21 protein-coding genes are annotated in these 26,404 nt (G+C 60.3%); 10 read left to right on the top strand and 11 right to left on the bottom strand.

The features are described 5' to 3' along the window. Nucleotides 1–73: 73 nt before the first annotated feature. Nucleotides 74–958 carry an acyl-CoA thioesterase II gene (gene tesB / locus ACIK7D_RS22225; RefSeq protein WP_080815520.1) on the bottom strand — a complete coding sequence of 295 codons (885 nt, stop codon included), beginning with the start codon at nt 956–958 and terminating at the stop codon, nt 74–76. On the opposite strand from tesB, the gene ACIK7D_RS22220 reads away from it, so the two are divergent. The 4 genes from ACIK7D_RS22220 to fdxA all read left to right on the top strand — a co-directional run bounded on the left by ACIK7D_RS22220 (nt 934) and on the right by fdxA (nt 6,714). Continuing rightward, nucleotides 934–2,259: a ubiquinone biosynthesis hydroxylase gene (locus ACIK7D_RS22220; protein ID WP_400157425.1), complete on the top strand. Its 1,326-nt coding sequence runs from the start codon at nt 934–936 to the stop codon at nt 2,257–2,259. The genes tesB and ACIK7D_RS22220 overlap by 25 nt on opposite strands. Before the next feature lie 456 nt (nt 2,260–2,715). Further along, nucleotides 2,716–5,796: a helicase-related protein gene (locus ACIK7D_RS22215; protein WP_400157424.1), complete on the top strand. Its 3,081-nt coding sequence runs from the start codon at nt 2,716–2,718 to the stop codon at nt 5,794–5,796. Between the two features lie 4 nt (nt 5,797–5,800). Then, nucleotides 5,801–6,217, top strand: coding sequence for an RNA-binding S4 domain-containing protein (locus ACIK7D_RS22210; protein ID WP_080815524.1), 417 nt, complete (start codon nt 5,801–5,803; stop codon nt 6,215–6,217). Between the two features lie 158 nt (nt 6,218–6,375). Further along, nucleotides 6,376–6,714 carry a ferredoxin FdxA gene (gene fdxA, locus ACIK7D_RS22205; protein ID WP_003520294.1) on the top strand — a complete coding sequence of 113 codons (339 nt, stop codon included), beginning with the start codon at nt 6,376–6,378 and terminating at the stop codon, nt 6,712–6,714. A 75-nt stretch (nt 6,715–6,789) separates the two neighbouring features. Here the strand turns inward: fdxA and holA are convergent, their stop codons facing one another. From holA to leuS, 3 genes are read right to left on the bottom strand one after another with little or no spacing between them, the layout of a single operon-like run. Further along, entirely contained in the window at nt 6,790–7,827 is a 1,038-nt protein-coding gene (gene holA / locus ACIK7D_RS22200) for a DNA polymerase III subunit delta (protein ID WP_003520295.1), read from the bottom strand. An 11-nt stretch (nt 7,828–7,838) separates the two neighbouring features. Next, on the bottom strand, nt 7,839–8,384 hold the full coding sequence (gene lptE / locus ACIK7D_RS22195; protein ID WP_233284713.1) for an LPS assembly lipoprotein LptE: 546 nt from the start codon (nt 8,382–8,384) through the stop codon (nt 7,839–7,841). Further along, on the bottom strand, nt 8,377–11,007 hold the full coding sequence (leuS, locus tag ACIK7D_RS22190; protein ID WP_400157366.1) for a leucine--tRNA ligase: 2,631 nt from the start codon (nt 11,005–11,007) through the stop codon (nt 8,377–8,379). The genes lptE and leuS overlap by 8 nt, the downstream gene beginning before the upstream one ends. 193 nt (nt 11,008–11,200) lie before the next feature. Here leuS and ACIK7D_RS22185 point away from each other — a divergent pair, with 193 nt between their 5' ends. Next, nucleotides 11,201–11,860: a YggS family pyridoxal phosphate-dependent enzyme gene (locus tag ACIK7D_RS22185; protein WP_400157365.1), complete on the top strand. Its 660-nt coding sequence runs from the start codon at nt 11,201–11,203 to the stop codon at nt 11,858–11,860. 59 nt (nt 11,861–11,919) lie between these two features. Here the strand turns inward: ACIK7D_RS22185 and ACIK7D_RS22180 are convergent, their stop codons facing one another. Next, a complete protein-coding gene (locus ACIK7D_RS22180) occupies nt 11,920–12,621 on the bottom strand; it encodes a DUF1013 domain-containing protein (protein WP_003520299.1) in 702 nt (233 codons plus the stop codon). A gap of 231 nt (nt 12,622–12,852) precedes the next feature. Here ACIK7D_RS22180 and acs point away from each other — a divergent pair, with 231 nt between their 5' ends. Next, on the top strand, nt 12,853–14,808 hold the full coding sequence (gene acs / locus ACIK7D_RS22175; protein ID WP_003520300.1) for an acetate--CoA ligase: 1,956 nt from the start codon (nt 12,853–12,855) through the stop codon (nt 14,806–14,808). Between the two features lie 106 nt (nt 14,809–14,914). Here the strand turns inward: acs and ACIK7D_RS22170 are convergent, their stop codons facing one another. From ACIK7D_RS22170 to ACIK7D_RS22145, 6 genes are all read right to left on the bottom strand, one after another. Continuing rightward, on the bottom strand, nt 14,915–15,922 hold the full coding sequence (locus tag ACIK7D_RS22170) for a TRAP transporter substrate-binding protein (protein ID WP_080815532.1): 1,008 nt from the start codon (nt 15,920–15,922) through the stop codon (nt 14,915–14,917). Nucleotides 15,923–15,962: 40 nt separating this feature from the next. Further along, on the bottom strand, nt 15,963–17,240 hold the full coding sequence (locus tag ACIK7D_RS22165; protein WP_080815533.1) for a TRAP transporter large permease: 1,278 nt from the start codon (nt 17,238–17,240) through the stop codon (nt 15,963–15,965). Between the two features lie 4 nt (nt 17,241–17,244). Continuing rightward, the gene (locus ACIK7D_RS22160; protein ID WP_080815535.1) at nt 17,245–17,775 is read right to left on the bottom strand and encodes a TRAP transporter small permease; all 531 of its coding nucleotides are present in this window, start codon (nt 17,773–17,775) and stop codon (nt 17,245–17,247) included. 21 nt (nt 17,776–17,796) lie between these two features. Then, nucleotides 17,797–18,957 (bottom strand): fumarylacetoacetate hydrolase family protein, encoded by a 1,161-nt coding sequence (locus ACIK7D_RS22155; RefSeq protein ID WP_003520304.1) that lies wholly within the window; start codon nt 18,955–18,957, stop codon nt 17,797–17,799. A 199-nt stretch (nt 18,958–19,156) separates the two neighbouring features. Continuing rightward, nucleotides 19,157–19,873 carry a FadR/GntR family transcriptional regulator gene (locus ACIK7D_RS22150; RefSeq protein ID WP_003520305.1) on the bottom strand — a complete coding sequence of 239 codons (717 nt, stop codon included), beginning with the start codon at nt 19,871–19,873 and terminating at the stop codon, nt 19,157–19,159. A 116-nt stretch (nt 19,874–19,989) separates the two neighbouring features. After that, nucleotides 19,990–21,435, bottom strand: coding sequence for an FAD-binding oxidoreductase (locus ACIK7D_RS22145; protein WP_400157364.1), 1,446 nt, complete (start codon nt 21,433–21,435; stop codon nt 19,990–19,992). A 199-nt stretch (nt 21,436–21,634) separates the two neighbouring features. Between ACIK7D_RS22145 and denD the strand changes: the two genes are divergently transcribed. The 4 genes from denD (at nt 21,635) to ACIK7D_RS22125 (ending at nt 26,402) form a co-directional block, all read left to right on the top strand. Further along, nucleotides 21,635–22,621 carry a D-erythronate dehydrogenase gene (denD, locus tag ACIK7D_RS22140; protein WP_127756504.1) on the top strand — a complete coding sequence of 329 codons (987 nt, stop codon included), beginning with the start codon at nt 21,635–21,637 and terminating at the stop codon, nt 22,619–22,621. Continuing rightward, nucleotides 22,618–23,520 (top strand): NAD(P)-dependent oxidoreductase, encoded by a 903-nt coding sequence (locus tag ACIK7D_RS22135; protein WP_400157363.1) that lies wholly within the window; start codon nt 22,618–22,620, stop codon nt 23,518–23,520. Before denD ends, ACIK7D_RS22135 begins: the two co-directional genes overlap by 4 nt. Nucleotides 23,521–23,529: 9 nt before the next feature. Continuing rightward, entirely contained in the window at nt 23,530–25,314 is a 1,785-nt protein-coding gene (locus tag ACIK7D_RS22130; protein WP_400157362.1) for an IlvD/Edd family dehydratase, read from the top strand. A 113-nt stretch (nt 25,315–25,427) separates the two neighbouring features. Next, nucleotides 25,428–26,402 (top strand): threonine/serine dehydratase, encoded by a 975-nt coding sequence (locus tag ACIK7D_RS22125; RefSeq protein WP_137004094.1) that lies wholly within the window; start codon nt 25,428–25,430, stop codon nt 26,400–26,402. The last annotated feature ends 2 nt before the right edge of the window (nt 26,403–26,404 follow it).

Below are 26,404 nucleotides of genomic sequence, written 5' to 3'. Positions count from 1 at the left end.
CGTCTGAAAAAGGGGCATTTGTCGCCAAAATTTGCGTCTATTAAATGTGCGATTTTCAGAAAAAGCACACTATTTAATCATTTGCCCTTTTGCGGATCAAACCCTCCTGCGCCACGGAGGCGACCAGTTCACCCTGTCTGGTGAAAATATTGCCACGAGTCAAACCGCGTGCGCCGGAAGCGCTGGGGCTGTCCTGTGTGTAGAGCAGCCAGTCGTCCAGCCGGCAAGGGCGGTGGAACCACATGGCGTGATCGAGGCTCGCCACCTGAATCGAGGGATCGAAGATGGTCGTGCCATGGGCGTAGAGCGAGGTGTCGAGCAGGGTCATGTCTGAGAGATAGGCGAGAATGGCCGACTGCAGGCGCGGATCATCAGGCACATCGCCGACGGCGCGGACCCAGATATCCTGCTGCGGTTCGAGTTTTTCCCTGGAGATATAGTGGGTCAGCGATACCGGCCGTATCTCTATCGGCCGCTTGTTGCTCCAGTATTTGCGGATAGAAGCGGGCGCCTTGGCAAGAAAGGCCGCCTGCATCTGCTCTTCGCTCATCAGTTTTTCAGGCGGCGTCACGTCAGGCATTTTAATCTGATGGTCGAAACCGTCCTCGAAAATCTGAAACGAGGCCGACATGGAAAAAATGGCCTTGCCATGCTGGATGGCGACCACACGGCGTGTGCAGAAGCTCGCGCCGTCGCGGATGCGTTCCACCTGGTAAACGATAGGCACCAGCGGATCGCCGGGGCGCATGAAATAGGCATGCAGCGAATGCACGAAACGGTCTTCATCCACGGTCCTCTGCGCGGCGATCAGGGCCTGCGCGATGACCTGGCCTCCGAAAACCCGCTGCCAGCCGATCTGTGGGCTTTCGCCCCGGAACAGGTTCTCTTCCAGCTTCTCAAGATCGAGCGTGGCGATGAGATTGGCCATCGGGTCTGACGTTTGCGAGGGATGCGACATTTTTTCGGCCTGCTCCGGCTGTAGGAAGACGTCACATGGTCTATAGTGCGCCGATGATGCGTGCACAAGATTTGAGGAGAAGCGCGATGCTGGACATAGTGGTGGCAGGCGGCGGATATGTCGGTCTTTCCGTTGCTGTCGCAATCAAGCAGGCGGCCCGGCATCTTGATGTGCAGGTGGTTGAGGCCTCTCCCGAGGATGTCTGGGCGAAGGACGTTCGCGCTTCCGCCATTATTGCGGCAGCCACCCGGATGCTCGATGTTTTCGGCATATGGAACGAGATCGAGCCGGAAGCCCAGCCGATACACAAGATGATCGTCACCGATTCGAAGACCGCCGATCCGGTGCGTCCCGTGTTCCTGACTTTCGACGGCGCCGTGGAAGAAGGCAGGCCGTTTGCCCATATGGTTCCGAACGTCGCTCTGGTGGGCGCATTGCGAGGCCTGTGCGAGCGCCTTGGCATAAAAATCCGTCACGGTCTCAGTGTTTCCGATTTTACCGCGGGTCCACAGTCGACGGCCATTCGCCTTTCCGACGGGTCGACGCTCGAAGCGCGATTGCTGATTGCCTGTGACGGCGTTCGCTCCGCGCTCAGGGACATGGCCGGTATCAAGACCGTGCACTGGGCTTACGATCAGTCCGGTATCGTGACGACCGTTGAGCATGAGCGGCCGCATGAGGGCTGCGCCGAGGAGCATTTCCTGCCATCGGGCCCCTTCGCGATCCTGCCGCTGAAGGGAAATCGCTCTTCGCTCGTCTGGACCGAACGCACGGCCGATGCCGACAGGCTGGTAGCCTCCGACGATCTGGTGTTCGAGGAAGAACTGGAGCGCCGGTTCGGTCACAAGCTCGGTCCTCTTCGTCCGGTCGGCTCTCGCCGCGCCTTCCCATTGGGTCTGACGCTGGCACGCTCTTTCGTCGCGCCGCGTTTCGCGCTTGCGGGTGATGCGGCGCACGGCATTCACCCGATTTCCGGGCAGGGCCTCAATCTTGGCTTCAAGGACGTGGCGGCTCTCGCCGAAACCGTGGTCGAGGCCGACCGTCTCGGCCTCGATATCGGTTCGCTCAACGTTCTGGAGCGTTATCAGTCCTGGCGGCGGTTCGACACGTTGCGGATGGGCGTGACGACGGATGTGCTGAACCGGCTTTTCTCCAACGATATTGGCCCCATTCGTATCATGCGTGATTTCGGTCTCGGTGTCGTGGATCGTTTGCCGGGTCTCAAATCCTATTTCATCGGTCAGGCCGCCGGCACGACGGATGCGAATGCGCCGCGCCTGCTTGCCGGCGAGGCGCTCTGATCCGACCCTTCGTGCATGTTTCGGATCGGCTTTTCCGGGATTGCCGCTTGACAGCTGATTCCGGGATTTCCTGCCCGGAGGCTTTGCCGTAAAGCCGAATCCGGCCAAGGACTTATCCGGATTCATAATCTGGTATGGTCTGCGCCTTGGCCAACCAGATATTGCGGAGAACAAAAGCTGAATCCCGTCGAGTCAGCGATTCGTATTCGATTCGTTCGCAGACTGTTCCGCAACCGAATCGATTTCATTTTCGCTGGATTCTTTTTGTTTGTTCAACTGACTGAATCTGAAAAGAAAATTCCGTCGGCGGGTCGCCCTGCGCCACTTTGCGGGTGAGGCCTATTGCCTTTGTCTTCGGGCGTTGCCATGTGTGGTGCGTGCGGCCCCATCGGCAATGGCGGGTGCACGGCAAGCAGATGAAGTCGATTCGCGGATAGTACGTTGAATTTTCGCCCCATGATCCTGAGCGGCCGCGGTGTCACGGCCGTTCTCGGCCCCACCAATACCGGCAAGACCCATTACGCGATCGAGCGGATGGTCGCGCATGGCAGCGGTGTCATTGGCCTGCCGCTGCGTCTTCTGGCGCGGGAGGTCTATACCCGTCTCGTTGAAAAGGTGGGTGCGCCGAATGTGGCGCTGATTACCGGCGAAGAAAAAATCGCACCGCCCAAGGCCAAATATTCCGTCTGCACGGTGGAAGCCATGCCGCGCGAGACGACGGCCGCCTTCGTCGCGATCGACGAGGTGCAGCTGGCGGGCGATCTCGAACGCGGGCATATCTTCACCGACCGGGTGCTGCATCTGCGCGGGCGGGAGGAAACGCTGTTGCTTGGCGCCGGCACGATGCGCCCGATCCTCGAAAAGCTGCTGCCGGGAATTACCGTTGTGGAACGCCCGCGTCTGTCGCAGCTTTTTTATGCGGGACAGAAGAAGATCACCCGCCTGCCGCAACGCACGGCGATCGTCGCCTTTTCCGCCGATGAGGTCTATGCCATCGCCGAGCTGGTGCGCCGCCAGCGCGGTGGTGCTGCCGTGGTGCTGGGCGCGCTTTCGCCGCGCACGCGCAATGCGCAGGTAGGGCTCTACCAATCCGGCGACGTCGAATATCTGGTGGCGACGGATGCCATTGGCATGGGTCTCAACCTCGATGTCGACCATGTCGCCTTTGCGCAGGACCGCAAATTCGACGGCTATCAGTTCCGTAATCTCAATCCGGGCGAGATCGGCCAGATCGCCGGCCGCGCCGGGCGCCATCTTCGCGATGGCACATTCGGCGTGACAGGGCGTGTCGATCCGTTCGATGACGAGCTGGTGGAGCGGATCGAAACCCATCAGTTCGATGCGGTGAAGGTTCTGCAGTGGCGGACGAAAAATTTCGATTTTTCCTCCATCGCCAATCTGCGCCTGAGCCTCGATGCCGCGCCGGCGATCCAGGGACTTTCGCGCGCCCTGCCGGCAATCGACCAGCAGGCGCTGGAATATCTGTCGCGTTATCCCGAGATCATCGATGTGACGACGACCGATTCGCGGGTGGAAAAACTCTGGGAGGCGTGTGCGCTTCCCGACTATCGCCGTATTGCTCCTGCCCAGCATGCGGATCTGATCTCCACCCTCTATTTCGACCTCGTCAAACGCGGGGCGGTGAACGAGGATTTCATGGCCGAGCAGGTGCGCCGCGCCGACCGGACGGATGGAGAGATCGATACCTTGTCTGCGAGGATTGCGCAGATCAGAACATGGACTTATGTATCGAACCGCCCAGGATGGCTTGCCGATCCGACACACTGGCAAGAAAAGACTCGGGAAATCGAGGATCGATTGTCCGATGCGCTACATGAAAGGTTGACGAAACGCTTTGTTGATCGCAGGACATCTGTGCTCATGAGGCGCCTGAGAGAGAATGCGATGCTTGAAGCTGAAATCAGTGTAAATGGTGATGTCTTCGTAGAAGGCCATCACGTCGGCCAGTTGGCCGGGTTCCGGTTCACGCCGGTGCCGGGAATGGAAGGGCCGGATCAGAAGGCCGTGCAGGCTGCGGCGCAGAAGGCGCTCGCGCTCGAATTCGAGGCGCGTGCCGCGCGTCTGCATGCCAGTGGAAATGGCGATCTCGCTTTGAGCTCCGATGGTCTGGTTCGCTGGTTGGGCGAACCGGTTGCCCGCCTTTCGGCCGGCGACAACATCATGAAGCCACGGGTGATCCTGCTTGCCGACGAGCAGCTGAACGGCAATGCCCGTGATCACGCGCTGGCGCGCGTCGAGCGTTTCGTCAATCATCAGATTGCGACAGTGCTGAAGCCGCTGGACGATATTTCCCGCGCCGAAGACCTTCAGGGTCTGGCGAAGGGTCTGGCGTTCCAGCTCGTGGAAAATCTTGGCGTGCTGTTCCGCCGCGACGTTGCCGAAGACGTGAAGTCTCTCGATCAGGACGCGCGCGCTTCGATGCGCCGTTACGGCGTGCGTTTCGGCGCCTATCACGTTTTCCTGCCTGCGCTTCTCAAGCCCGCCCCGGCGGAGCTTGTAACGCTGCTCTGGGCTTTGAAGAATGACGGTCTCGGCAAGCCGGGTTACGGCGATCTCATTCCGGTGCTGGCCGCAGGCCGTACCTCGGTCGTCACGGATGCCAGCTTCGAGCGCATGTTCTACAAGCTCGCCGGTTTCCGTTTCCTCGGAAAGCGCGCCGTGCGTATCGACATTCTCGAGCGTCTGGCCGATCTCATCCGCCCGCTGCTGCAGTGGAAACCCGGTCAGCAGCCGCGCCCGGAAGGCGCCTATGACGGTCGCCGTTTCACGACCACGACCGCCATGCTTTCCATTCTCGGCGCGACGCTCGATGACATGGAAGAAATTCTGAAGGGCCTCGGTTACCGCGCCGATCAGGTGACGGCGGAAGAGGCGCAGGCCTTCCTCGCCAGCCACGCCGGTGCCTCTGCTCCGGCTGTCGCAGAAGCGGCGACAGCTGAAGAGGAAAGCGTCGAGACCGAGGAACACGAGCCGGCTTCCGAAGAACAGGTGTCCGAGACGGCTGCTGCTGTCGAAGGCGAAGCTGTCGAGGCGCCGGTTGCGGAGGCTGCAGGCGAAGAGGCTGTCGCAGCCGAGCCCGCGCCGGAAAGCGCTGAGGCCGCCGAGCCCAAGCCCGTTCTTCTGTGGCGTCCGGGTGGTCGCAACGAAAATCAGCGTGGCGAAAACCGCCGTCCCGGCAATCGCGGTCAGGGCCGTGGTGAAGGAGCGCGTGAACAGGGCGAGCGTCGTGGCGAAGGTCGTCGCGACAATCGTGATGGTGCAAACCGCGAAGCTGCCAATCGCAGTGGCGACGGCGAGCGCAAGCGCGATGGCGGCCGTCCGGACCGTGGCAACAACCGCAACAATGATCGTCATGATCGCGGGGAGCGCAAGGACCGGCCGGAACGCAATGACCGTGGCGGAAAGCCGCAGGGTCAGCAGCGCTTCGAAGCCAAGCCGCCGCGCAAGGAAAAGCCGCTCGATCCGGATTCGCCTTTCGCAAAGCTGGCTGCTCTCAAGGAGCAGCTGAAGAAGTAAGCCCATGGGAAGCAACGAACAGCCACTGGAAAGCACGCGTCAGCGTCTCGACAAGTGGCTGTTCTTTGCCCGCATGGCCAAATCCCGTTCGCTTGCCCAGAGCTACATTCAGTCGGGCCACGTCAAGGTCAACGGTATTGCCATTCGCCAGTCCAGCCACGTGGTGAAGGCGGGCGACAGGCTGGAGATCGGCTTCGAGCGGATGGACAAGGTGCTCGTCGTCAAGTCCGGCGGAACACGGCGTGGACCCTATGAGGAAGCCCGACTTCTCTATGATGACGAGACGCCGCCACGGGAACCTTCCGACAGGCTGACACCTCTCGAGCAGGCATTGCGTCAGCCGGGCAGCGGGCGTCCCACTAAAAAAGAGCGCAGGGCGCTCGACAGGTTTCTATCTGACAGCGACGGAAGCAAAGATTAGAATAAACCTCTAGGTCGCCCCCGTTTTTCAGAATTGTTTATCCTTGCTATCTGTAAGCAAAGGCATTACGTCACTTGCGAAATTGCCCTGTCTGAATTCCGGGCGACGGCTTGTGTTCCGAAGCCCACAGACCCGGCCTGCATATTCTGGAGTTCATCATGACATATGTCGTGACCGACAATTGCATCCGCTGCAAATATACCGATTGCGTTGAGGTCTGCCCCGTCGACTGCTTTTACGAGGGCGAAAATTTCCTCGCGATCAATCCCGATGAATGCATCGATTGCGGTGTGTGCGAACCGGAATGTCCCGCCGAAGCCATCAAGCCCGATACGGAGCCGGGTCTCGACAAATGGCTGAAGCTCAATGCCGAATATGCGGCAATCTGGCCTAATATCACGATCAAGCGCGACCCGATGCCGGAAGCCAAGGAAATGGACGGTGTCGAAGGCAAGCTCGAACTCTATTTCTCCGCCGAGCCAGGACAGGGCGACTGAGTTTTTACGGCCTGACCGCGAAACCATGATTTAAAAAGCCCTCGCAGCAGCAGCGCGAGGGCTTTTTTCTGGGCCTCATCCACCGCGGCCGGATTGCAGCGTGGTCGACAGCAATGTCAGAAGGGCCACGCTTTCCTCCAGGCTTTGCCGCTGACGGCTTTGCAGGATGGCGGCCTGCAGACGGTTCATCTCGCGGGCGATCGCCGCTGGCTGCCAGGTTCGCAGCGCTCTTTCGATGATGGGTTTTCTGCGGAAATGGATGTGGCGTCCAAGTGTCTGCATGACCTGACCGGCCTGCAGTTTTTTCTCATCCATTTCGGCCCGCATCTGGTCGAGCAACTGGAATTGCTTGAGGCACCCCTGGAGCACAAGAAAGATCGGGGTCTTCGAAGAGACGATCTTCTGCGTCGCGTGAAAAAAGGCGTTTCTGTCGCCTTTCAGAATGGCGTCGACGGCATCGTCTGCGGAAACCGTGCTGGCGTCACCGATGATCGCCAGCACATCGTCTTCCTCGACCACGTCGGCTCCACGGCAATAGAGCGCCAGCTTGCGGATTTCGTTGCGGGAGGCGATGCGGTCACCACCCAGGGATTCGATTAGCCTCTGTCTTGCGGCTGGCGCAATGCGCAGATTATCGGCGGAGAGTTCCTGATCGATCAATGCGTTCAATGAGCGCGCATCGTCGGCATAACAGGGAATCGCGGCGATGGAGCGCGCCGGTTCTGCGATCTTGCGCAGCCCCGTACCCTTCTTGATGTCGCCGGCTTCGATGATGAGGAAGCTCGCTTCAGGCGGTGTCTCGGCAAGAATCTGCAGCGCATCCACCAGCGCCTTTTCGGCCGCAGCACCTTTGACCCAGACGAGTTTTTCACCGCCGAAAAGGCCGATGGCATTCACCTCGTCGAGCAGACGGCCCGGGTCGCCCTGCAGATCGGATGCGGTCAGTTTCAGCGATGCGAAAGCGTCATCGGGATCGATACCGGTCTTTTTGGCGATGACGCCTGCGCGTTCCGACACGAGACCGCGATCCGGGCCGTAAAGGACGAAAACGCGAAAGCGCTCCGCCGGATTTTCGGCGAAGCGCTCAAATTCATGGGACTTTATCTCCGTCACGGCCGCCGCTCTCAGCGGCCGAGCGTGGCGGCGATATCGGTGCGGATGATTTCAGCCAGTTCCCGGGCCGCACGGTTCTCGGCGTCGCGAGTTGCCCGGATCTTGGCGAATTCCTGCTGCGGCAGGTCCACCTGCGCCGTCACGCTACGCCGTGCAGAGCGCAGGATTTGACCGTCGGAAACGCGCGTCAGCACATATTGACCGCTCATCACGACACGACCAGGGTAAGGGCCATCGTAATTGTTGTTCGCGCGGGTCGTCAGGTCGTAATTCTGCACTTCCGTTGACGTGGCGCTCGAGCTTACGGAAACCTTGACGTTATATTGCGCCGTGGTCGGTTCGCCAGCGCCGCCGGACATCAGAAAGATCAACTGATTGCGGACTTCCTGCCCGACTCTGCCGCCGGTCTCGGAGACGCTGACGGCCGCCAGTCTTTCCTTGGTTCCGGAAGCCTCGCCATAGAGCGGGCGCACCTGGCAGCCTGCCAGAAGACCAGCCATCGTCACGACGGAAATCGCTGCCGCGACGCGGCTCCATCTTGAAAAAACGTCAGACAACAATGTTCACAATCCTCTGCGGAACCACGATGACTTTCTTGGGCTCGCCACCGGCAAGAATGGATTTGACGGCATCCAGCGCAAGGGCGGCCGTGCGGACCGCATCTTGATCCGCATCGCGCGCGATTGTCAATTCGCCACGCTTCTTGCCGTTGACCTGCACGGGCATGACCACATCGTTTTCCTCGACCAGCGAAGCGACGAAGGCCGGCCATGGCGTCTGGGCCACGAGTCCCGTATTGCCCAGTACGGACCAGCATTCTTCCGCCAGATGCGGCGTCATGGGGGCAATGATGCGGATGAGGATTTCGACGGCGTCGCGCGCGGCCGCCTTGACGTCATCAGGCTTGCCGCCAGAAGCAACATCGGCGAGCGGGCCGGCCAGCGCATTGACCAGTTCGTAGATGCGGGCGATGGCCTTGTTGAAGGCGAGCTTGTCCAGATCTTCCTGAACGGCCTTCAGCGTCTTGTGCGCCGCCTTGGAGGCCGCCAGCCCTTCGCCTTCGGTCGCAGGCTTCGGCTGGACGGTTCTCAGCTCTTCCGCCGCTTCGCCGATGATGCGCCAGACACGCTGGACGAATCGGTTTGCGCCTTCCACCCCGGCTTCGGACCAGATGACGTCACGATCGGGTGGAGAGTCCGACAGCACGAAGAAGCGTGCGGTATCGGCGCCGTATGATGCGATGATATCGTCGGGGTCGACCACGTTCTTCTTCGACTTCGACATCTTTTCGATGGAGCCGATCTTCACCTCTTCGCCGGAAGAGAGCAGGAAGGCGCGGCGCGTGCCGTCGTTTTCCTCGATCCTGAGTTCGGCCGGCGGCACCCATTCGCGTGCGGTGCCTTCGCCGCGGCTATAGGTCTCGTGCACCACCATGCCCTGCGTGAACAGACCCTTGAAGGGTTCCTTGACGCCGACATGGCCTGTCTCGCGCATGGCGCGGGTGAAGAAGCGCGAATAGAGCAGATGCAGGATTGCGTGCTCGATGCCGCCGATATACTGGTCAACCGGCAGCCAGTGATTGGCGACCTTTGGATCGGTCGGTGCGTCTTCCCACGGCGCGGTGAAGCGGGTGTAATACCAGCTGGAATCGACGAAAGTATCCATCGTGTCGGTTTCACGGCGCGCGTCATGGCCGCATTGCGGGCAGGAGACATGACGCCAGGTGGGGTGCCGGTCCAGCGGGTTGCCGGGCACATCGAAAGTCACGTCGTCCGGCAGCTTGACCGGCAGGTCCTTTTTCGGAACCGGCACCACACCGCAGACTTCGCAATGGATGACCGGGATCGGGCAACCCCAATAACGCTGGCGGGAAATGCCCCAGTCGCGCAGGCGGAAATTGACCTTGCGCTCGGCCTGCGGCGTGTTGCCCAGCGTCTGCGCAGAAAGTTTCTGCGCCATTGCCTCAAAGGCGTCAGCCGTCTTCATGCCGTTCAGGAAGCCGGAATTGATCATTACGCCGTCATCGGTGAAGGCGGTATCATCGATGGTGAAGTTTGCAGCATCGGGGCCCTCAGGGGCGACGACGGCCACGACGGGCAGGTCATATTTACGGGCGAAATCCAGATCGCGCTGGTCACCCGACGGGCAGCCGAAGATCGCGCCTGTGCCATAGTCCATCAGCACGAAATTGGCGACATAGACCGGCAGTTCCCAGCTGGGATCCAGCGGGTGCACGACCTTGACGCCGGTATCGATGCCCTTCTTTTCAGCCGTTTCGAGCGCTGCGAGCGAGGTGCCATGGCGGCGGCATTCGTCGCAGAACTCGGCAATCGCCGGATTGTTCGCGGACAGTTCTCTCGCCAGCGGATGGTCGGCGGCGATTGCCAGGAAGGATGCGCCGAACAGCGTGTCCGGTCGCGTCGTATAGACGGTGATGTCGGAGAAACCTTCCGGCACTGTCCCGGCAACCGTCTGCCAACGCAGTGACAGGCCTTCGGAGCGGCCGATCCAGTTCTTCTGCATCAGGCGCACTTTTTCCGGCCATTGGTCGAGCGTATCCAGCTCGTCCAGCAGGTCCTGGCTGAAATCGGTGATGCGGAAGAACCATTGCGTCAACTCGCGCTGCTCGACCAGCGCGCCGGAGCGCCAGCCGCGACCGTCGATCACCTGCTCATTGGCCAGAACCGTATGGTCGACCGGGTCCCAGTTGACCTTGGACTGCTTGCGATAAACCAGACCCTTTTCCATGAAATCGACGAACAGCGCCTGCTGGCGGTGGTAATATTCCACGTCGCAGGTGGCGAATTCGCGGGTCCAGTCCAGCGACAGGCCCATGGATTTCAGCTGACCGCGCATGGTGGCGATGTTCTGGTAGGTCCAGTCCTTCGGGTGAACCTTGTTCTGCATGGCGGCGTTTTCGGCAGGCATGCCGAAGGCGTCCCAGCCCATCGGGTGCAGGACGTTGAAACCGCGGGCGCGCTTGTAGCGGGCGACCACGTCGCCCATAGCATAGTTGCGAACGTGGCCCATGTGGATGCGTCCCGACGGATAGGGAAACATCTCCAGAACGTAATATTTCTCGCGCGGATCGCTGTTGTCGGTCACGAAAACCTTGTCTTCGTTCCATTTCTGCTGCCAGCGCGGCTCGGCGTCGCGAGGATTGTAACGTTCGATGGCCATTGTTTAGAATTCCGGGTATCGAGGGGAAAAATTTGCGCTGACCTTCACCATGAAACGACCGGGGCGTCAAGTTTGGCGGGGCATTCGGGCGTTCAATCTTGGCCAGCGTGCCTCAAATGGTGCTAAACCCGCTTGGCATCAAGGCAATCGGCGTCTAGTTAGCGTTGCGAATGGTTCAAATGAAGGTCTTGTGATGGAAATCGAAGCACGTCTTGAGGATGTCAGGCAGCGCATTGCCGATGTTGCGGAAAAATCCGGACGCAAGGCGGCGGATGTTGCCCTCGTCGCGGTCTCGAAGACCTTCGACGCGGAGGCGATCCAGCCGGTCATAGATGCGGGCCAGCGCCTGTTCGGCGAGAACCGCGTGCAGGAAGCGCAGGGCAAGTGGCCGGCGCTTAAAGAGGAGACGCCTGATATCGAGTTGCATCTGATTGGCCCGCTACAGTCCAACAAGGCGGCGGATGCCGTGGCGCTGTTTGATGTGGTGCAGAGCGTCGACCGGGAGAAGATCGCCCGCGCGCTTGCCGAGGAATGCGGCAAACAGGGTCGCAGCCTTCGTTTTTATGTGCAGGTCAATACCGGGCTTGAGCCGCAAAAGGCGGGTATCGATCCGCGTGAGACAGTTGCATTCGTCGCCTTTTGTCGGGATGAGCTGAAATTGCAGGTCGAAGGACTGATGTGCATTCCGCCGGCGGATGAAAATCCGGGTCCGCATTTTGCGCTTCTGGCGAAGCTTGCCAAACAATGTGGGCTTGAGAAGCTTTCCATGGGCATGTCGGGCGATTTCGAAACTGCCGTGGAATTCGGCGCAACGAGTGTCCGTGTAGGCTCGGCGATCTTTGGTACGCGATAAGGCTGCAAATAAAAAACCCGGCGCTGAGGCCGGGTTTTCAAACTCTAAAAGACGTTCGATCAGTAGTGATCGTCCTCGTCTTCGTCCTTCTGCGTAGACTTCAGCGAGCTGAGCTTCTTGAAGACCGCATCGGCGTCGATCTGCTCGTCTTCCTCGCGCTGGAAGCTGTAGTCCAGGCCTTCCGTCGCCGTTGCCGGCTGCAGCGTATTGTCGAGTTCTTCCGCGGTCGGAAGCGGACGGCCGCGCGATGCGCGTTCGACCTCGAGGTCGAGATCGATCTGGCTGCAGAGGCCGAGCGTCACCGGGTCCATCGGCGTCAGGTTGGCCGAGTTCCAGTGGGTACGGTCGCGAATCTGCTCGATGGTGGATTTCGTGGTGCCGACGAGACGCGAAATCTGCGCATCCTTCAGTTCCGGGTGGTTGCGAACGAGCCAGAGAATGGCGTTCGGACGGTCCTGACGCTTGGAAACCGGGGTGTAGCGCGGGCCGCGGCGCTTGGATTCCGGTACGCGGACCTTCGGCTCGGAAAGCTTGAGCTTGTGGTTGGGGTTGGCTTCGGCGCGGGCGATCTCGTCGCGGGAGAGCTGTCCGGTTGCAATCGGATCGAGACCCTTGATGCCCTGTGCGGCTTCACCGTCGGCAATCGCCTTGACTTCAAGCGGATGCAGTTTGCAGAACGTGGCGATCTGATCGAACGACAGCGCGGTGTTGTCAACCAGCCATACAGCCGTAGCCTTTGGCATGAGCAATTGTTGAGCCATAGATACAGTCCTTCTGTCCGTCCGCGCCGGTGTCGCGGGCCGTGGGTATCAACCACTAATTTCCGGGATATGGGGGCTCTATAGCCGCATTGCATCAGAATTGCAATTCTTTGCGAAACAAATGACCTTTGTCTAATTGCCGTGCGGATTTGAACTGCTATGAATTCAACACATGCCTGAGGTGGGAGTCTCGGGCCACGTCAGAAGCCATATCGGTTCCAGGAGGAGTTCATGTCTGCCAAAATCTACCCGGTTCTCAAATCGGCGAAGGCCCGCACGCTCATCGACAATGAGCGTTACCAGAAATGGTATCAGGAGAGCGTCGAGGATCCGGAAAAGTTCTGGGACAAGCACGGCCGGCGGATCGACTGGTTCAAGCCCTATACCAAGGTCAAGAACACGTCTTTCAAGGGCAGGGTGCCGATCAAGTGGTTCGAGGACGGCCTGACGAACGTTTCCTATAACTGTATCGACCGGCATCTGAAGACGCATGGCGAGCGCACGGCGATCATCTGGGAAGGCGACAACCCCTATATCGATAAGAAGATCACCTATAACCAGCTCTATGACTATGTCTGCCGTCTGGCGAATGTGCTGAAGAAGCACGGTGTCAAGAAGGGCGACCGCGTCACCATCTATATGCCGATGATACCCGAAGCGGCTTACGCGATGCTCGCCTGCGCCCGCATCGGCGCCATCCATTCCGTCGTGTTCGGCGGGTTCTCGCCGGAAGCGCTGGCGGGCCGCATCGTCGATTGCCAGTCCACCTTCGTCATCACCTGCGATGAGGGCGTGCGCGGCGGCAAGCCGATCCCGCTCAAGGAAAATACCGACAAGGCGATCGATATCGCCGCCAAACAATATGTCATCGTCAACAAGGTTCTGGTGGTGCGCCGCACCGGCGGCAAGACCGGCTGGGCGCCCGGCCGCGATATCTGGTACCATCAGGAAATCGCCACCGTGAAGCCGGATTGCCCGCCGGTGAAGATGCGGGCGGAAGACCCGCTATTCATCCTCTATACGTCCGGCTCCACCGGCAAGCCGAAAGGCGTGTTGCACACAACGGGCGGCTACCTCGTCTATACGTCGATGACGCATGAATATGTCTTCGACTACAAGGACGGTGAGGTTTTCTGGTGTACGGCCGATGTCGGCTGGGTCACCGGCCATTCCTATATCGTCTATGGGCCGCTTGCGAACTGCGCGACGACGCTGATGTTCGAAGGCGTTCCCAATTTCCCGGATCAGGGCCGCTTCTGGGAAGTCATCGACAAGCACAAGGTCAATATCTTTTACACCGCGCCGACGGCGCTCAGATCGCTGATGGGGGCGGGCGACCAGTTCGTCCAGCGCTCCTCGCGCGAGAGCCTGCGGCTTCTCGGCACGGTCGGCGAGCCGATCAATCCGGAAGCATGGGAGTGGTATTACCATGTGGTCGGTGAGGACAAGAGCCCGATCGTCGACACCTGGTGGCAGACGGAAACCGGCGGCATTCTCATCTCGCCGCTGCCGGGCGCGACCGATCTGAAACCCGGTTCGGCCACAAGGCCGTTCTTCGGCGTGCAGCCGCAGCTTGTCGATGCCGAGGGCAATGTGCTGGAAGGACCTGCTGACGGCAATCTCTGCATCATCGATAGCTGGCCGGGCCAGTCGCGCTCCGTCTATGGCGATCATCAGCGCTTTGTCGATACGTATTTCTCGACCTACAAGGGCAAGTACTTCACCGGAGACGGTTGCCGGCGTGACGAGGACGGCTATTACTGGATCACCGGCCGCGTCGATGACGTGCTGAACGTTTCCGGTCACCGCCTTGGCACGGCCGAGGTGGAATCGGCGCTGGTGTCTCATCACCTCGTTTCGGAAGCGGCCGTGGTGGGTTATCCGCATGCCATCAAGGGCCAGGGCATTTATTGTTATGTCACGCTGATGGCGGGCCAGAATGGCGACTATGCGCTGCGCGAAGAGCTGGTGAAGCACGTGCGCAACGAGATCGGACCGGTTGCGACACCTGACAAGATCCAGTTCGCGCCGGGCCTGCCCAAGACCCGCTCCGGCAAGATCATGCGGCGCATCCTGCGCAAGATCGCCGAGGACGATTTTGGTGCGCTGGGGGATACGTCGACGCTCGCCGATCCGGCAGTGGTCGAAGACCTTATCGCCAACCGGCAGAACCGCACCGCGTCCTGATCTTCTGGGAAGGCTACTTCGGCAGCCTTTTTCCATCTGCGATTTTCACAAACAAAAACACCCGGAGGCGGAACCTCCGGGTGTTTTCAATTGTATCCGGTAAGGATTACTGGCCGCGGATCTTCTTCAGGTCCGCCAGAACGGCGTCGACGACGTCTGCGCCGATTTCAGCCTTGTGCTTTTCGTAGACGACCATCGACTTTTCGCGGATACGGGTCTGCTCTTCTGCAGACAGCGTGTTCACTTCGAGGCCGGCAGCCTTGATCTTCTCCAGCGACTTCTGGTTCAGTTCGCGGATGACCTTGCGCTCTTCGTCGCGGCCGACGACTGCGCATTCACGCAGGGCGGCCTGTTCTTCGGGCGTGTAGCTGTCGAAGATCGGCTTGGAGAAGAGGAAGAGGAACGGCGTATAGGCGTGGTTCGTCTCGGTGATGTATTTCTGCACCTCGTAGAACTTCGAGGTGTCGATCGTCACATAGGGGTTTTCCTGCGCGTCGATCGCGTTGGTTTCCAGCGCCGAGAAGACTTCGCCGAAGGCCATCGGCGTTGCATTGGCGCCGAGGTTCTGGAAGGTGTCGAGGAAGATGTTGTTCTGCATCACGCGAACCTTGAGGCCGGAGAAATCTTCCCACTTGTTCACGGCATGCTTGGAGTTCGACAGGTTGCGGAAGCCGTTTTCCCAGTAGGCCAGGTTTACGAGGCCCTGTTCTTCCAGCTTCTTGTTCATCATGTCGCCGAAGGCGCCGTCCATGACGGCATCGGCTTCCTTGGCGTTGGCGAAGAGGAACGGCAGGTCGAAGACGCCGAGCGACGGGATGAGACCGACGAGGGGCGAGGACGACGTTACGACGGCTTCCTGAACGCCGGAGCGCAGGGCCTGGGTTGCCTGAAGGTCGCCGCCGAGAGCGCCGCCCCAGAATGCCGTCAGCTTCAGCTTGCCGCCGGACTTGTCGTCGAGGCAGGCCTGCATGGCCTTGATGCCGTTGCCGACCGGATGATCCTGGTTGATGCCGTTCGAAACGCGGATATTGCGGCTGTTGAATTCGGCCATTGCCGGAGCTGCGGCGCCAACGGCGAATGCGATTGCCGTGGTGGTCAGAAGAAGCTTTCTCATAATATCCTCCCTTGGATTGTGTTCGAGAAGCGGTTGCGGATTAACGAAGATACTGCAGCGGTACGAGGACGATGTCCGGGAAAATCACCAGCAGCGCCAGGACGATGGTTTCGGCAACGAGGAACGGCCAGACGCCGATCGTGACCTTGCCGAGCGGGATGCGGCCGACGCCGCTGACCACGTTGAGAACCACGCCGACCGGAGGGGTAATCAGGCCGATGGCGTTGTTGATGATGAAGAGAACGCCGAAATAGACCGGGTCGATGCCCGCCTGCTTGATGATGGGCATCAGAACAGGCGTGAGGATCAGGATGGTCGGCGTCAGGTCGAGCGCGGTGCCGACGATGAAGACCAGCACCATGATGACGACCATCAGCAGCATCGGACGATCAATCAGCGGCTCGATATAGCTTGCGACTTCGTTCGGAATGTTCGCTGCCGTGATGAGCCATGCGGAGACGAGCGCTGCGCAGACGAGGAACATGATGATCGAGGTGCTCTTGGCGGCGCGCAGAAGCACGTGGAAGAGATCCGCCGGCTTCAGTTCGCGGTAGATCACCATGCCGACGAAAAGCGCGTAAGCGGCGGCCACGACGGCGGCTTCCGTCGGCGTCATGATGCCGGCCTTGATGCCGCCCAGAATGATGACGGGCATGCCGAGCGCCCAGCCGGCACGCGCGGTGGCGACGAGACGTTCCTTGGCGGTGGTTTTCGGCAGCGGCTTGATGTTGTCCTTGCGCACCACGATCAGCCAGGCGACGATCAGCGAAATGCCCATCAGAATGCCGGGAACGATACCTGCAAGGAACAGCTGGGTGATCGAGACGTTGGCGGCGACACCGAAAACGATGAAGGCCATGGACGGCGGAATGACCGGGGCGATGATGCCGCCTGCGGCGATGAGGCCACCGGAACGCGGAATATTGTACCCGGCCTTCGCCATCATCGGGATGAGGATTGCGGCGAGAGCTGCGGTATCAGCTGCTGCCGAGCCGGAGATGCTGGCCATGATGATGGCTGCGACGATGGCAACGATGCCGAGGCCGCCCCTGATATGGCCGACGCAGGCAATGGCGAAATCAATGATGCGGCGCGACAGGCCGCCGGAATTCATCAGTTCGCCAGCCAGAATGAAGAAGGGAATGGCGAGCAGCGTGAAGGTGTCTGCGCCCGAAATCATGTTCTGGGCGATGATCGCGGTGTTGAACATGCCCATGTACCACATGAGCACGACGCCGCAGAACATCAGCGAGAAAGCGACGGGAACGCCAATCGCCATGGCTCCCAGCAGAGAGCCGATAAAAACGAGAAGTGTCATGGTATCAGCGCTCCGAAAGCTGTTCGATCGTCAGGTTCTCGCCCGCGAACTGGGCGATTTCGTCTTCCGTGACGCGACCCGTCAAAAGACGGTACAGGCGTTCCAGCGCGATGATGAACATCAGGCCGCCGGTGAACATGCCGACGCCATAGACCCAGATCATCGACAGCTTGGTAACCGGTGCATGCATGCTGGCATTGATGCCGGACTGCTTCCAGGTGCCCCAGAAGAAGATGGCGGAACAGGCCAGAATGATGATGTTCGACGCGATCATGCAGACGATGCGGGCGCGACGGGAGAGAAACATCACGAGCGTTTCGATGCCCATGTGGCTGTTCTCACGGAAGGTCAGCACGGCGCCGATGAAGGTCAGCCACACGAAGAAATAACGCGACAGTTCTTCCGAGACGTTGATGCCGGAATTCATCGTATAACGCATGACGACGTTGACGAAGACCATGATCGACATGCCGGCGAGCAGCAGGACGAGAATGATTTCGAGAATCCGGTAAAAGAGATTGATGGTCTTTTGCATTTTCCCCTCCCGAAGAAATATCTAGAGCAGCCCTCGTTTCGCCAGGTTGCGCATCAGGGCCGCGGTGCCGAATGTCCATTCCGGGCATTCGTCGGTCGTGGTGACCCAGTTGATCAGCTTACCGAGCTTGGGCGTGGAGATTTCGACACGGTCACCCTTTGAGTGGGTGAAGCCGAGGCCTGGGCCATGGCGATCCTTCACCGGCGCGAACATCGTGCCAAGGAAAAAGACGGCGCCGTCAGGATATTGATGGTTGCGGTTCAAGAGCTGCGAAGCGAGGTTTTCCGGCGTGCGGCTGATCGCCTCCATGGGGCTGACGCCCGTCATGGTGAAACCGTCTTCGCCCTCGACCAGAAGCGATATCTGCGACTTCTTCACATCTTCAATGGTGAAGTTGCCGTCGAACAGGCGGATAAAGGGACCGATTGCGCAGGATGCATTGTTGTCCTTCGCCTTGCTGAGCAGCAGGGCGGAGCGGCCTTCAAAGTCGCGCAGGTTGACGTCGTTGCCAAGCGTCGCGCCGACGATGCGGCCATCGGAGGTGATGGCCAGCACCACTTCCGGCTCCGGGTTGTTCCACTGCGATTTCGGATGAACGCCGATCAGCGCGCCGCAGCCGACGGAAGCCATGGCCTGCGCTTTGGAGAATATCTCCGCATCCGGCCCGATACCCACTTCCAGATATTGCGACCAGAGGCCCATTTCCTGGAGCAGTTTCTTCACTTCGGCAGCTTTTTCGGAACCGGCCTCAAGTCCCTTGAGATTGTCACCGAGAACCGGCGCCAGCCTTCCGCGAATTTCCTGCGCACGCAGCGGATCGCCCTTGGCCTGTTCCTCGATCACGCGTTCCAGCATGCTGTCGGCAAAGGTGACGCCGGCGGCCTTCACGGCCTGAATGTCGTTGGGAGCAAGGAGTTCGCCGGCGGAACCATCCAGAAAAGCTTCCAGTGCGCCGAGTGCGACGAAAGTGCCGGTGTCGGCGAGCCGCTCAACCAGATCCGTCTTTTCCAGAAGTTCGGACATGGTTGGGGAAATCGAAGTGAGGTCATAAAGCACGCCGCCCTTCAGCAGGACGGGGCAGGGGCCGCCTTCGCTTTTCGACCAGACGCGGCCGACGAGCAGCGCGTTTTCGAAATCTTCAGGCAAAATTGCGGTAGCGTCGATGGACCTTGTACCGGTCATATAGTCCTCCCCTTCAGCATCCGACAGGCCGCCTCCTGCGGTCTTATTGTCTGGATGTCTGACAACTTAATCCCATTCTTCTTAGTATGACTTTTGCTACGAGTCTAGCGGCCTCGCCGACAAAATTATCGTGTTTCGCGTCTCAATTCCCGGAAAGTCGTAAACCTGTCGTATAGCTTACCGGCGTGTTCATTTCTGCTCAGAAGATATCCAGTTCGAGATTGACCCGGCTGGCTGCGCCGATCAGGTGCTTGCGCATGGCGTTCTTGGCGGCAGTGGCATCGGCCTTCTCGACGGCTTCGTAGATTGCCACATGTTCGGCGATCGTCACCTCGAGAATTTCACCAAAAACCGCACGCGAAAAAGCAATGTTGATGGCGGAGCTGATGCGTTCCGCGATGAAGCCGAGGAACATCAGGAAATATTCGTTCTCAGTCGCTTCCGCGAGAATGCGATGGAAGTCGAGATCGGCGGCAACGCCTTCCGTCGACCAATCATCGGCGGTTTTCATCTTTTCCAGAGCTGCCGCCAGCCGCGTCAGCTGCTGCGGGCTGCGGTGCAATGCGGCCAGCCCCGCCGCCTCTATTTCCAGCGGCATGCGAAGCTGGAAAAGATCGCGAAAATTTTCCGGATCGTTCAGCCGCGACCGTTCGATGCGGATGGACAGTCTTTGCCGGGGATCTGTGACGAATGCGCCCACGCCCTGCCGGGTTTCGACAAAGCCCTCGTTGCGCAATTGTGCGATCGCTTCGCGGATGACCGAACGGCTGACGCCGAAGGTTTTCGCCAGAACATGTTCGGTCGGAAGCCTGTCACCCGGTCCGAGCTTCGAATCATTGATTTCGCGCGCAATCTCCGCGGCGATCCGGCCGGGCAAATGGTCGTTGCGATGTATCTGATTGAACTCCAGCGTCATGGTTGCTCCCGTTCCACAGAAACGATTGGTTCGTTTTCCCGCGGCAGGCGACTTCCTCCTTCGCCGTCAGCGGGGTTTCAAAGGCGGCGTTTTCGGCCGCCTTTGCCGTTCCTCGATTAGCTATCCGGTTGCAGGGTTATCTGGCAACCGGGATTCATCCGCAAATCAGGGTCGAAGGTGTTTTTCAGGCCGGTGATCATCCGGCGCTGTACGTCGGATAGCCGGCTTTCGAAATCGGAGCGTTTCAGGCGGCCGATGCCGTGCTCGGCGCTGATGCTGCCGACGTAACGGTCGAGGACCTCGTTGACGAGTGTCTTGGACTTGTAGATGAAGGCGTCGCGCTCTTCCGGCGTCGAACCGTTCGGCGGCAGCACGTTGAGGTGGACGTTGCCGTCCCCGACATGGCCGTAGGAAACCGCCAGGCATTCGGGCAGTTTTTCCGCCAGTTCCGCCTCGGCTTCGGCCACGAAAGCCGCGAGTTTCGACAAAGGTACGGAAATGTCGGTACGCATATGCGCACCCCGCAGCGCCTGGCCTTCGTTCATGCCTTCGCGGAACAGCCAGAGCGATTGCGCCTGCGCGCGTGAGGAGGCGATGACGCCGTCCAGCACCAGGCCGTCTTCCATGACGCCCTCGAGGAAGCGTCCCATCAGGTCGGCGGTATCGACCAGCCCCGAGCCGGAAATTTCCATCAGCACATAGGCAGGATAATCGCCGGCGATCGGCATCTTGAGGTCGGGTATGGCTTCGATCGCCAGCGTGAAGGCAACGGGCGGCATGAATTCGAAGGCGGACATCAGGTCGCAGCATTCGCGGCGTGCGCGTCGGTAGAGCTTGATGGCATCGTCAAGCGAATTGAGGCCGAGCAGTGCCGTTTCGACATGTTCGGGATTGGGGTAAAGCTTGACAGCAACGGCGGTAATGATGCCGAGTGTTCCCTCCGCGCCGATGAAAAGTTGCTTCAGATCGATGCCGCGATTGTCCTTGCGCAGCGTCGACAGCCCGTTCCAGATGGTGCCATCGGGCAGGACCACTTCCAGACCCAGCACCAGTTCGCGCGTCATGCCGTAGCGCAGGACATTGATGCCGCCGGCATTGGTGGAGACGTTGCCGCCGATGCGGCAGCTGCCCTGCGCGCCGAGCGACAACGGGAAGAACATGCCCTTGTCCTCAACCGCATCCTTGAACTCCGAGAGAATGCAGCCGGCTTCCACGACGGCGGAAAAATCGTCGCTATCTATGGTGCGGATGGCGTTCATGCGCTCGAGGCTCAATACGACCTGATGCATGGGAGCATCGGGAATGCCACCGAGTACCAGTCCGGTATTGCCGCCCTGGGGGATGATGGCGAGGCCGAGTTCTGCGCAGGCGCGAACGGTGTCGGAGACTTCCTTGGTCGACCGGGGGCGGATGACGGCCACGGCCGAGCTGGTGACATCGCCGTGCCAGTCGCGGCAATAGCGCAGCATGTCTTCCTGCGATGTCAGCAGCAAAGCCTCGCCGAGCCTGTTCTTCAACGAGAACCGCAATTCCTCGATATCGGTTTCGCTCACGATCGTCATTCCACCCTCTCCGTCCAATCCGCCCTAAATTTCCGGACAGGGCTGTTTCGCCCTTGCTTTTGCCGGTTTGTGAAAAAATACTATTTTCAATCCGATCATATAAGGTTATCAGACAACCTTACAAGCTAATTTATCGGTCGACTGGCCGATGGTGTTTTTTCGGTCTCGGGAGAATGGCCGGGACAAAGAGGAGGAAGACATGCATATCGCAATCATCGGCGCCGCAGGCATGGTTGGCCGCAAGCTGACGCAGCGTCTCGTCAAGGATGGATCGCTTGGCGGCAAGCCAATCGACAAGTTCACGCTCATCGACGTGTTCCAGCCTGAAGCGCCCGCCGGTTTTCCCGGTAAGGTCGATGCGCGTGCCGCCGATCTCTCCGCGCCGGGTGAGGCCGAAAAGCTGGTGGAAGCCCGCCCCGATGCCATTTTTCACCTCGCCGCCATCGTCTCCGGCGAAGCCGAGCTCGATTTCGACAAGGGTTACCGCATCAACCTCGACGGCACGCGTTATCTCTTCGACGCCATCCGCATTGCCAATGGTAAGGACGGCTACAAGCCGCGCGTGGTCTTCACGTCGTCTATCGCCGTCTTCGGTGCGCCGCTCCCCTATCCGATCCCGGATGAATTCCACACCACGCCTTTGACCAGCTATGGCACGCAGAAGGCGATCTGCGAATTGCTGCTGTCCGATTACAGCCGACGCGGTTTCTTTGACGGCATCGGCATTCGCCTGCCGACCATCTGCATTCGTCCCGGCAAGCCGAATGCGGCCGCCTCCGGCTTCTTCTCCAATATTCTGCGCGAGCCGCTGGTCGGGCAGGAAGCGGTTCTGCCGGTTCCGGAAAGCATTCGTCACTGGCATGCCTCGCCGCGTTCCGCCGTCGGTTTCCTTATCCATGGCGCAACGATCGACGTCGAAAAGGTCGGCCCGCGCCGCAACCTGTCGATGCCCGGCCTCAGCGCCACCGTCGGCGAACAGATCGAGGCGTTACGCAAGGTCGCGGGCGAAAAGGCCGTTGCCCTCATTCGCCGCGAGCCGAACGAGATGATCATGCGCATGTGCGAAGGCTGGGCGCCGGGTTTCGAAGCCAAGCGCGCCCGCGAACTGGGCTTTACGGCTGAAAGCTCGTTCGAAGAGATCATTCAGGTTCATATCGAGGACGAGCTGGGAGGTTCGCTGAAATGAGTGTCCACCGGGAGGAGAAGAAGCAGTCTGTCGCCTTTATCGGCACTGGCCTGATGGGCGGGCCGATGGCCCGGCGTCTGCTGGGCGCCGGCTTTTCGGTCACGGTCTGGAACCGCAGCGTCGATAAGGCCGAGGCGCTGGTTGCCGATGGCGCGGTTGTCGCGGCATCGCCGGCGGAAGCCGCCAAGGGCGCCGATATCGTCATCACCATGCTGAGCGACGGAAAGGCGGTAGGCGAGGTGCTGTTTGCGGCCGGCGTCGCCGAAGCGCTGAAAAAGGGGGCGGTCGTCATCGACAGCAGCTCAATTGCGCCGCCGATTGCGCGGGAACATTCCTCCCGGCTTGAGGCGCTGGGCATTCATCATGTCGACGCGCCGGTTTCCGGCGGTGTGCCGGGCGCGACTGCCGGTACGCTTGCGATCATGGCGGGTGGCGATGAGGCGCTGATCGCGGGTCTTGCGGATGTTTTCGCACCGATGGGCCGCCTCACCTACGTCGGTCGCTCGGGGGCCGGCCAGCTCTGCAAGCTTGCCAATCAGCAGATCGTCGCCATCACCATCGGCGCGGTTGCCGAGGCGATGATGTTGGTGGAGGCGGGTGGCGCATCCCGCGAAGGGTTCCGCAACGCCATTCGCGGCGGTTTTGCCGAAAGCCGAATCCTGGAACTGCATGGCGAGCGCATGGTGAAGCGCAATTTCGTGCCGGGCGGTCCCTCCAAGTTCCAGCTCAAGGATCTGAATGGCGTGCTGGCGACGGCGAAGGATCTGTCTCTCAACCTGCCGCTTACCCAGCAGGTGACGCGGGAGTTCGACGACTTCGTTGGTGACGGCGGTGCCGATATCGATCATAGCGGCATCCTGCTCTACCTCGAAAAACTCAATAATCGGGAACAGGGCTGAGGCAGGCTTATGAGCGACGAGAAGACACCGATGCGCCGCCTGCGGTCGCAGGACTGGTTCGACAATCCCGACCATCTCGACATGACGGCGCTCTATCTCGAGCGCTTCATGAATTACGGTGTGGCGCCGGAAGAGCTTCGTTCCGGCAAGCCGGTCATCGGCATCGCCCAGAGCGGCAGCGACCTGACGCCCTGCAACCGCGTCCATGTGGAACTGGTCAAGCGGGTGCGGGACGGCATCCGCGATGCGGGCGGCATTCCCATCGAGTTTCCGACCCATCCGATGTTCGAAAACTGCAAGCGCCCGACGGCGGCGCTCGACCGTAATCTTGCCTATCTCAGCCTCGTGGAAGTGCTTTACGGTTATCCGCTCGACGGCGTCGTTCTGACCACGGGTTGCGACAAGACCACGCCCTCGGCACTGATGGCGGCAAGCACGGTCGATATTCCGGCCATCGTGCTTTCCGGCGGGCCGATGCTCGACGGTTACCATGATGGTGATCTGGTCGGTTCCGGCACGGTCATCTGGCGCATGCGCCGCAAATATGGTGCGGGCGAAATCACCCGCGAGGAATTCTTGCAGGCGGCGCTGGAATCTGCGCCTTCCGTCGGCCATTGCAACACTATGGGCACCGCGTCCACCATGAATGCCATGGCGGAGGCGCTCGGTATGTCGCTCACCGGCTGCGGTGCGATCCCGGCCGCTTACCGCGAGCGCGGCCAGATGGCCTATCGCACCGGCCGCCGCGCCGTCGAACTGGTTGTCGAGAACATCAAGCCTTCCGACATCATGACACGCGAGGCGTTTTTGAACGCGATCCGCGTCAATTCGGCAATCGGCGGCTCCACCAATGCCCAGCCGCATCTGGCGGCGATGGCGAAACATGCGGGCGTTGAGCTTCGCGAGGAGGACTGGCAGGTCCACGGTTACGACATTCCGCTCATCGCCAATGTCCAGCCGGCCGGCAAATGGCTGGGTGAGAAATATCACCGCGCCGGCGGCACGCCCGCCATCATGTGGGAGCTTCTCAAGGCGGGTAAGCTCGACGGAAACTGTCCGACTGTAACCGGCAAGACCATGGCGGAAAACCTGGAAGGCCGGGAATCCACCGACCGTGACGTGATCCTGCCTTATGACAAGCCGCTGAAGGAACGGGCCGGTTTCCTCGTTCTCAAGGGTAATCTGTTCGATTTCGCCATCATGAAGACGAGCGTGATTTCGGCGGAATTCCGCCAGCGTTATCTGAGCGAGCCGGGCCGCGAGGGCATTTTCGAAGGCAAATGCGTGGTGTTCGATGGTTCGGAGGACTATCACGCCCGCATCAACGATCCGTCCCTCGATATTGATGAGCGCACCATTCTTGTCATTCGCGGTGCGGGGCCGCTCGGCTGGCCGGGTTCGGCTGAGGTCGTCAACATGCAGCCGCCGGATGCGCTGTTGAAAAAGGGCATTACCAGCCTGCCGACGATTGGTGACGGCCGGCAGTCGGGAACGGCGGACAGCCCGTCCATCCTCAACGCCTCGCCGGAAAGTGCCGCAGGCGGTGGGCTGGCATGGCTCCGCACGGGCGATGTCATCCGCATCGATTTCAATGAGGGCGAGTGCAATGCGCTGGTGCCGGATGACGAGCTTGCCGCCCGCAAGGCTGACGGCATTCCCGCTGTTCCCGCGGATGCGACGCCATGGCAGCGCATCTACCGCCAGTCGGTGACCCAGCTTTCCGATGGCGCGGTTCTGGAAGGGGCCGCGGATTTCCGCCGGATCGCCGAGAAGATGCCCCGGCACAATCATTGATCACGTAGGACAAAAATCCCCGGCCATGTCCGGGGATTTTTCTTTTCCGGGCGGTTTCGCAATTGGTTGCGACCTCTTAATGTACCCGCAAATCCGCATCACAGGGGCAGGACATGACAGATATTTCGATGATAGAAGCCGCGCGTGGGCGCATCGGCAACCATGCGGTTCGCACACCGCTTCTTTCATCGCCTTTTCTGGACGAAATTGCCGGGCGAAAGCTGTTCGTGAAGGCTGAATGCCTGCAAAGAACGGGTTCCTTCAAGTTTCGCGGCGGCTGGTCGGCCGTCTCCGGCCTTCCGGCGGAGGTGCGCGCCAAGGGCGTGATCGCCTTTTCCTCCGGCAACCATGCGCAGGGCGTGGCGCTTGCCGCCCGGCTGCACAATGTCCCTGCCGTCATCATCATGCCGTCGGATGCGCCGAAGATCAAAATCGACAATACCCGGGCCTTTGGCGCGGAGGTGGTGCTTTATGACCGTGCTAACGAAGATCGCGATGCGATCGGAGATCGCATTTCGCGCGAGCGTGGGCTGACGTTGATCAGGCCCTATGACGAACCCCTGGTCATTGCCGGGCAGGGAACGGTGGGGCTGGAGATTGCCGAACAAGGTGCGGAGCTGGGCATCGGCGCGGCCGAGGTTCTGGTGCCCTGCGGTGGTGGCGGCCTCACCTCCGGCATCTCCCTGGCACTCGCAGCAAAAGCGCCGAACTACAAGGTCAGGACGTCGGAACCGGAGCGCTTCGACGATGTGGCGCGCTCCCTTGCTGCGGGTAAGATCGAGCGTAACGCCACGACCTCGGGCTCGATCTGCGACGCGATCGTCACGCCGCAGCCCGGCAACATTACTTTCCCCATCATGGCCGGGCTCTGCGGAAAAGGCATTGCCGTGACCGAGGAGGAAGCGCTGCGGGCTATGGTTCTCGCCTTCAACCGGCTGAAGATCGTGGTCGAACCCGGTGGCGCGGTGGCGCTGGCGGCGGCGCTGTTTCATGGCAACGAACTGGAAAGCGAAACGGTGATCGCAGTCGCTTCCGGCGGCAATGTCGATCCGGAGATCATGGCCGCCGCGCTGTCCCGTTTCGGCTGAGA

Origin of the sequence: Agrobacterium sp. P15N1-A (genome assembly GCF_044626815.1) — a bacterium.
GTDB lineage: Bacteria > Pseudomonadota > Alphaproteobacteria > Rhizobiales > Rhizobiaceae > Agrobacterium > Agrobacterium leguminum.
The sequence above is the reverse complement of the archived record's forward strand: the minus strand, read 5'-3'. Positions and strand labels throughout refer to the sequence as shown.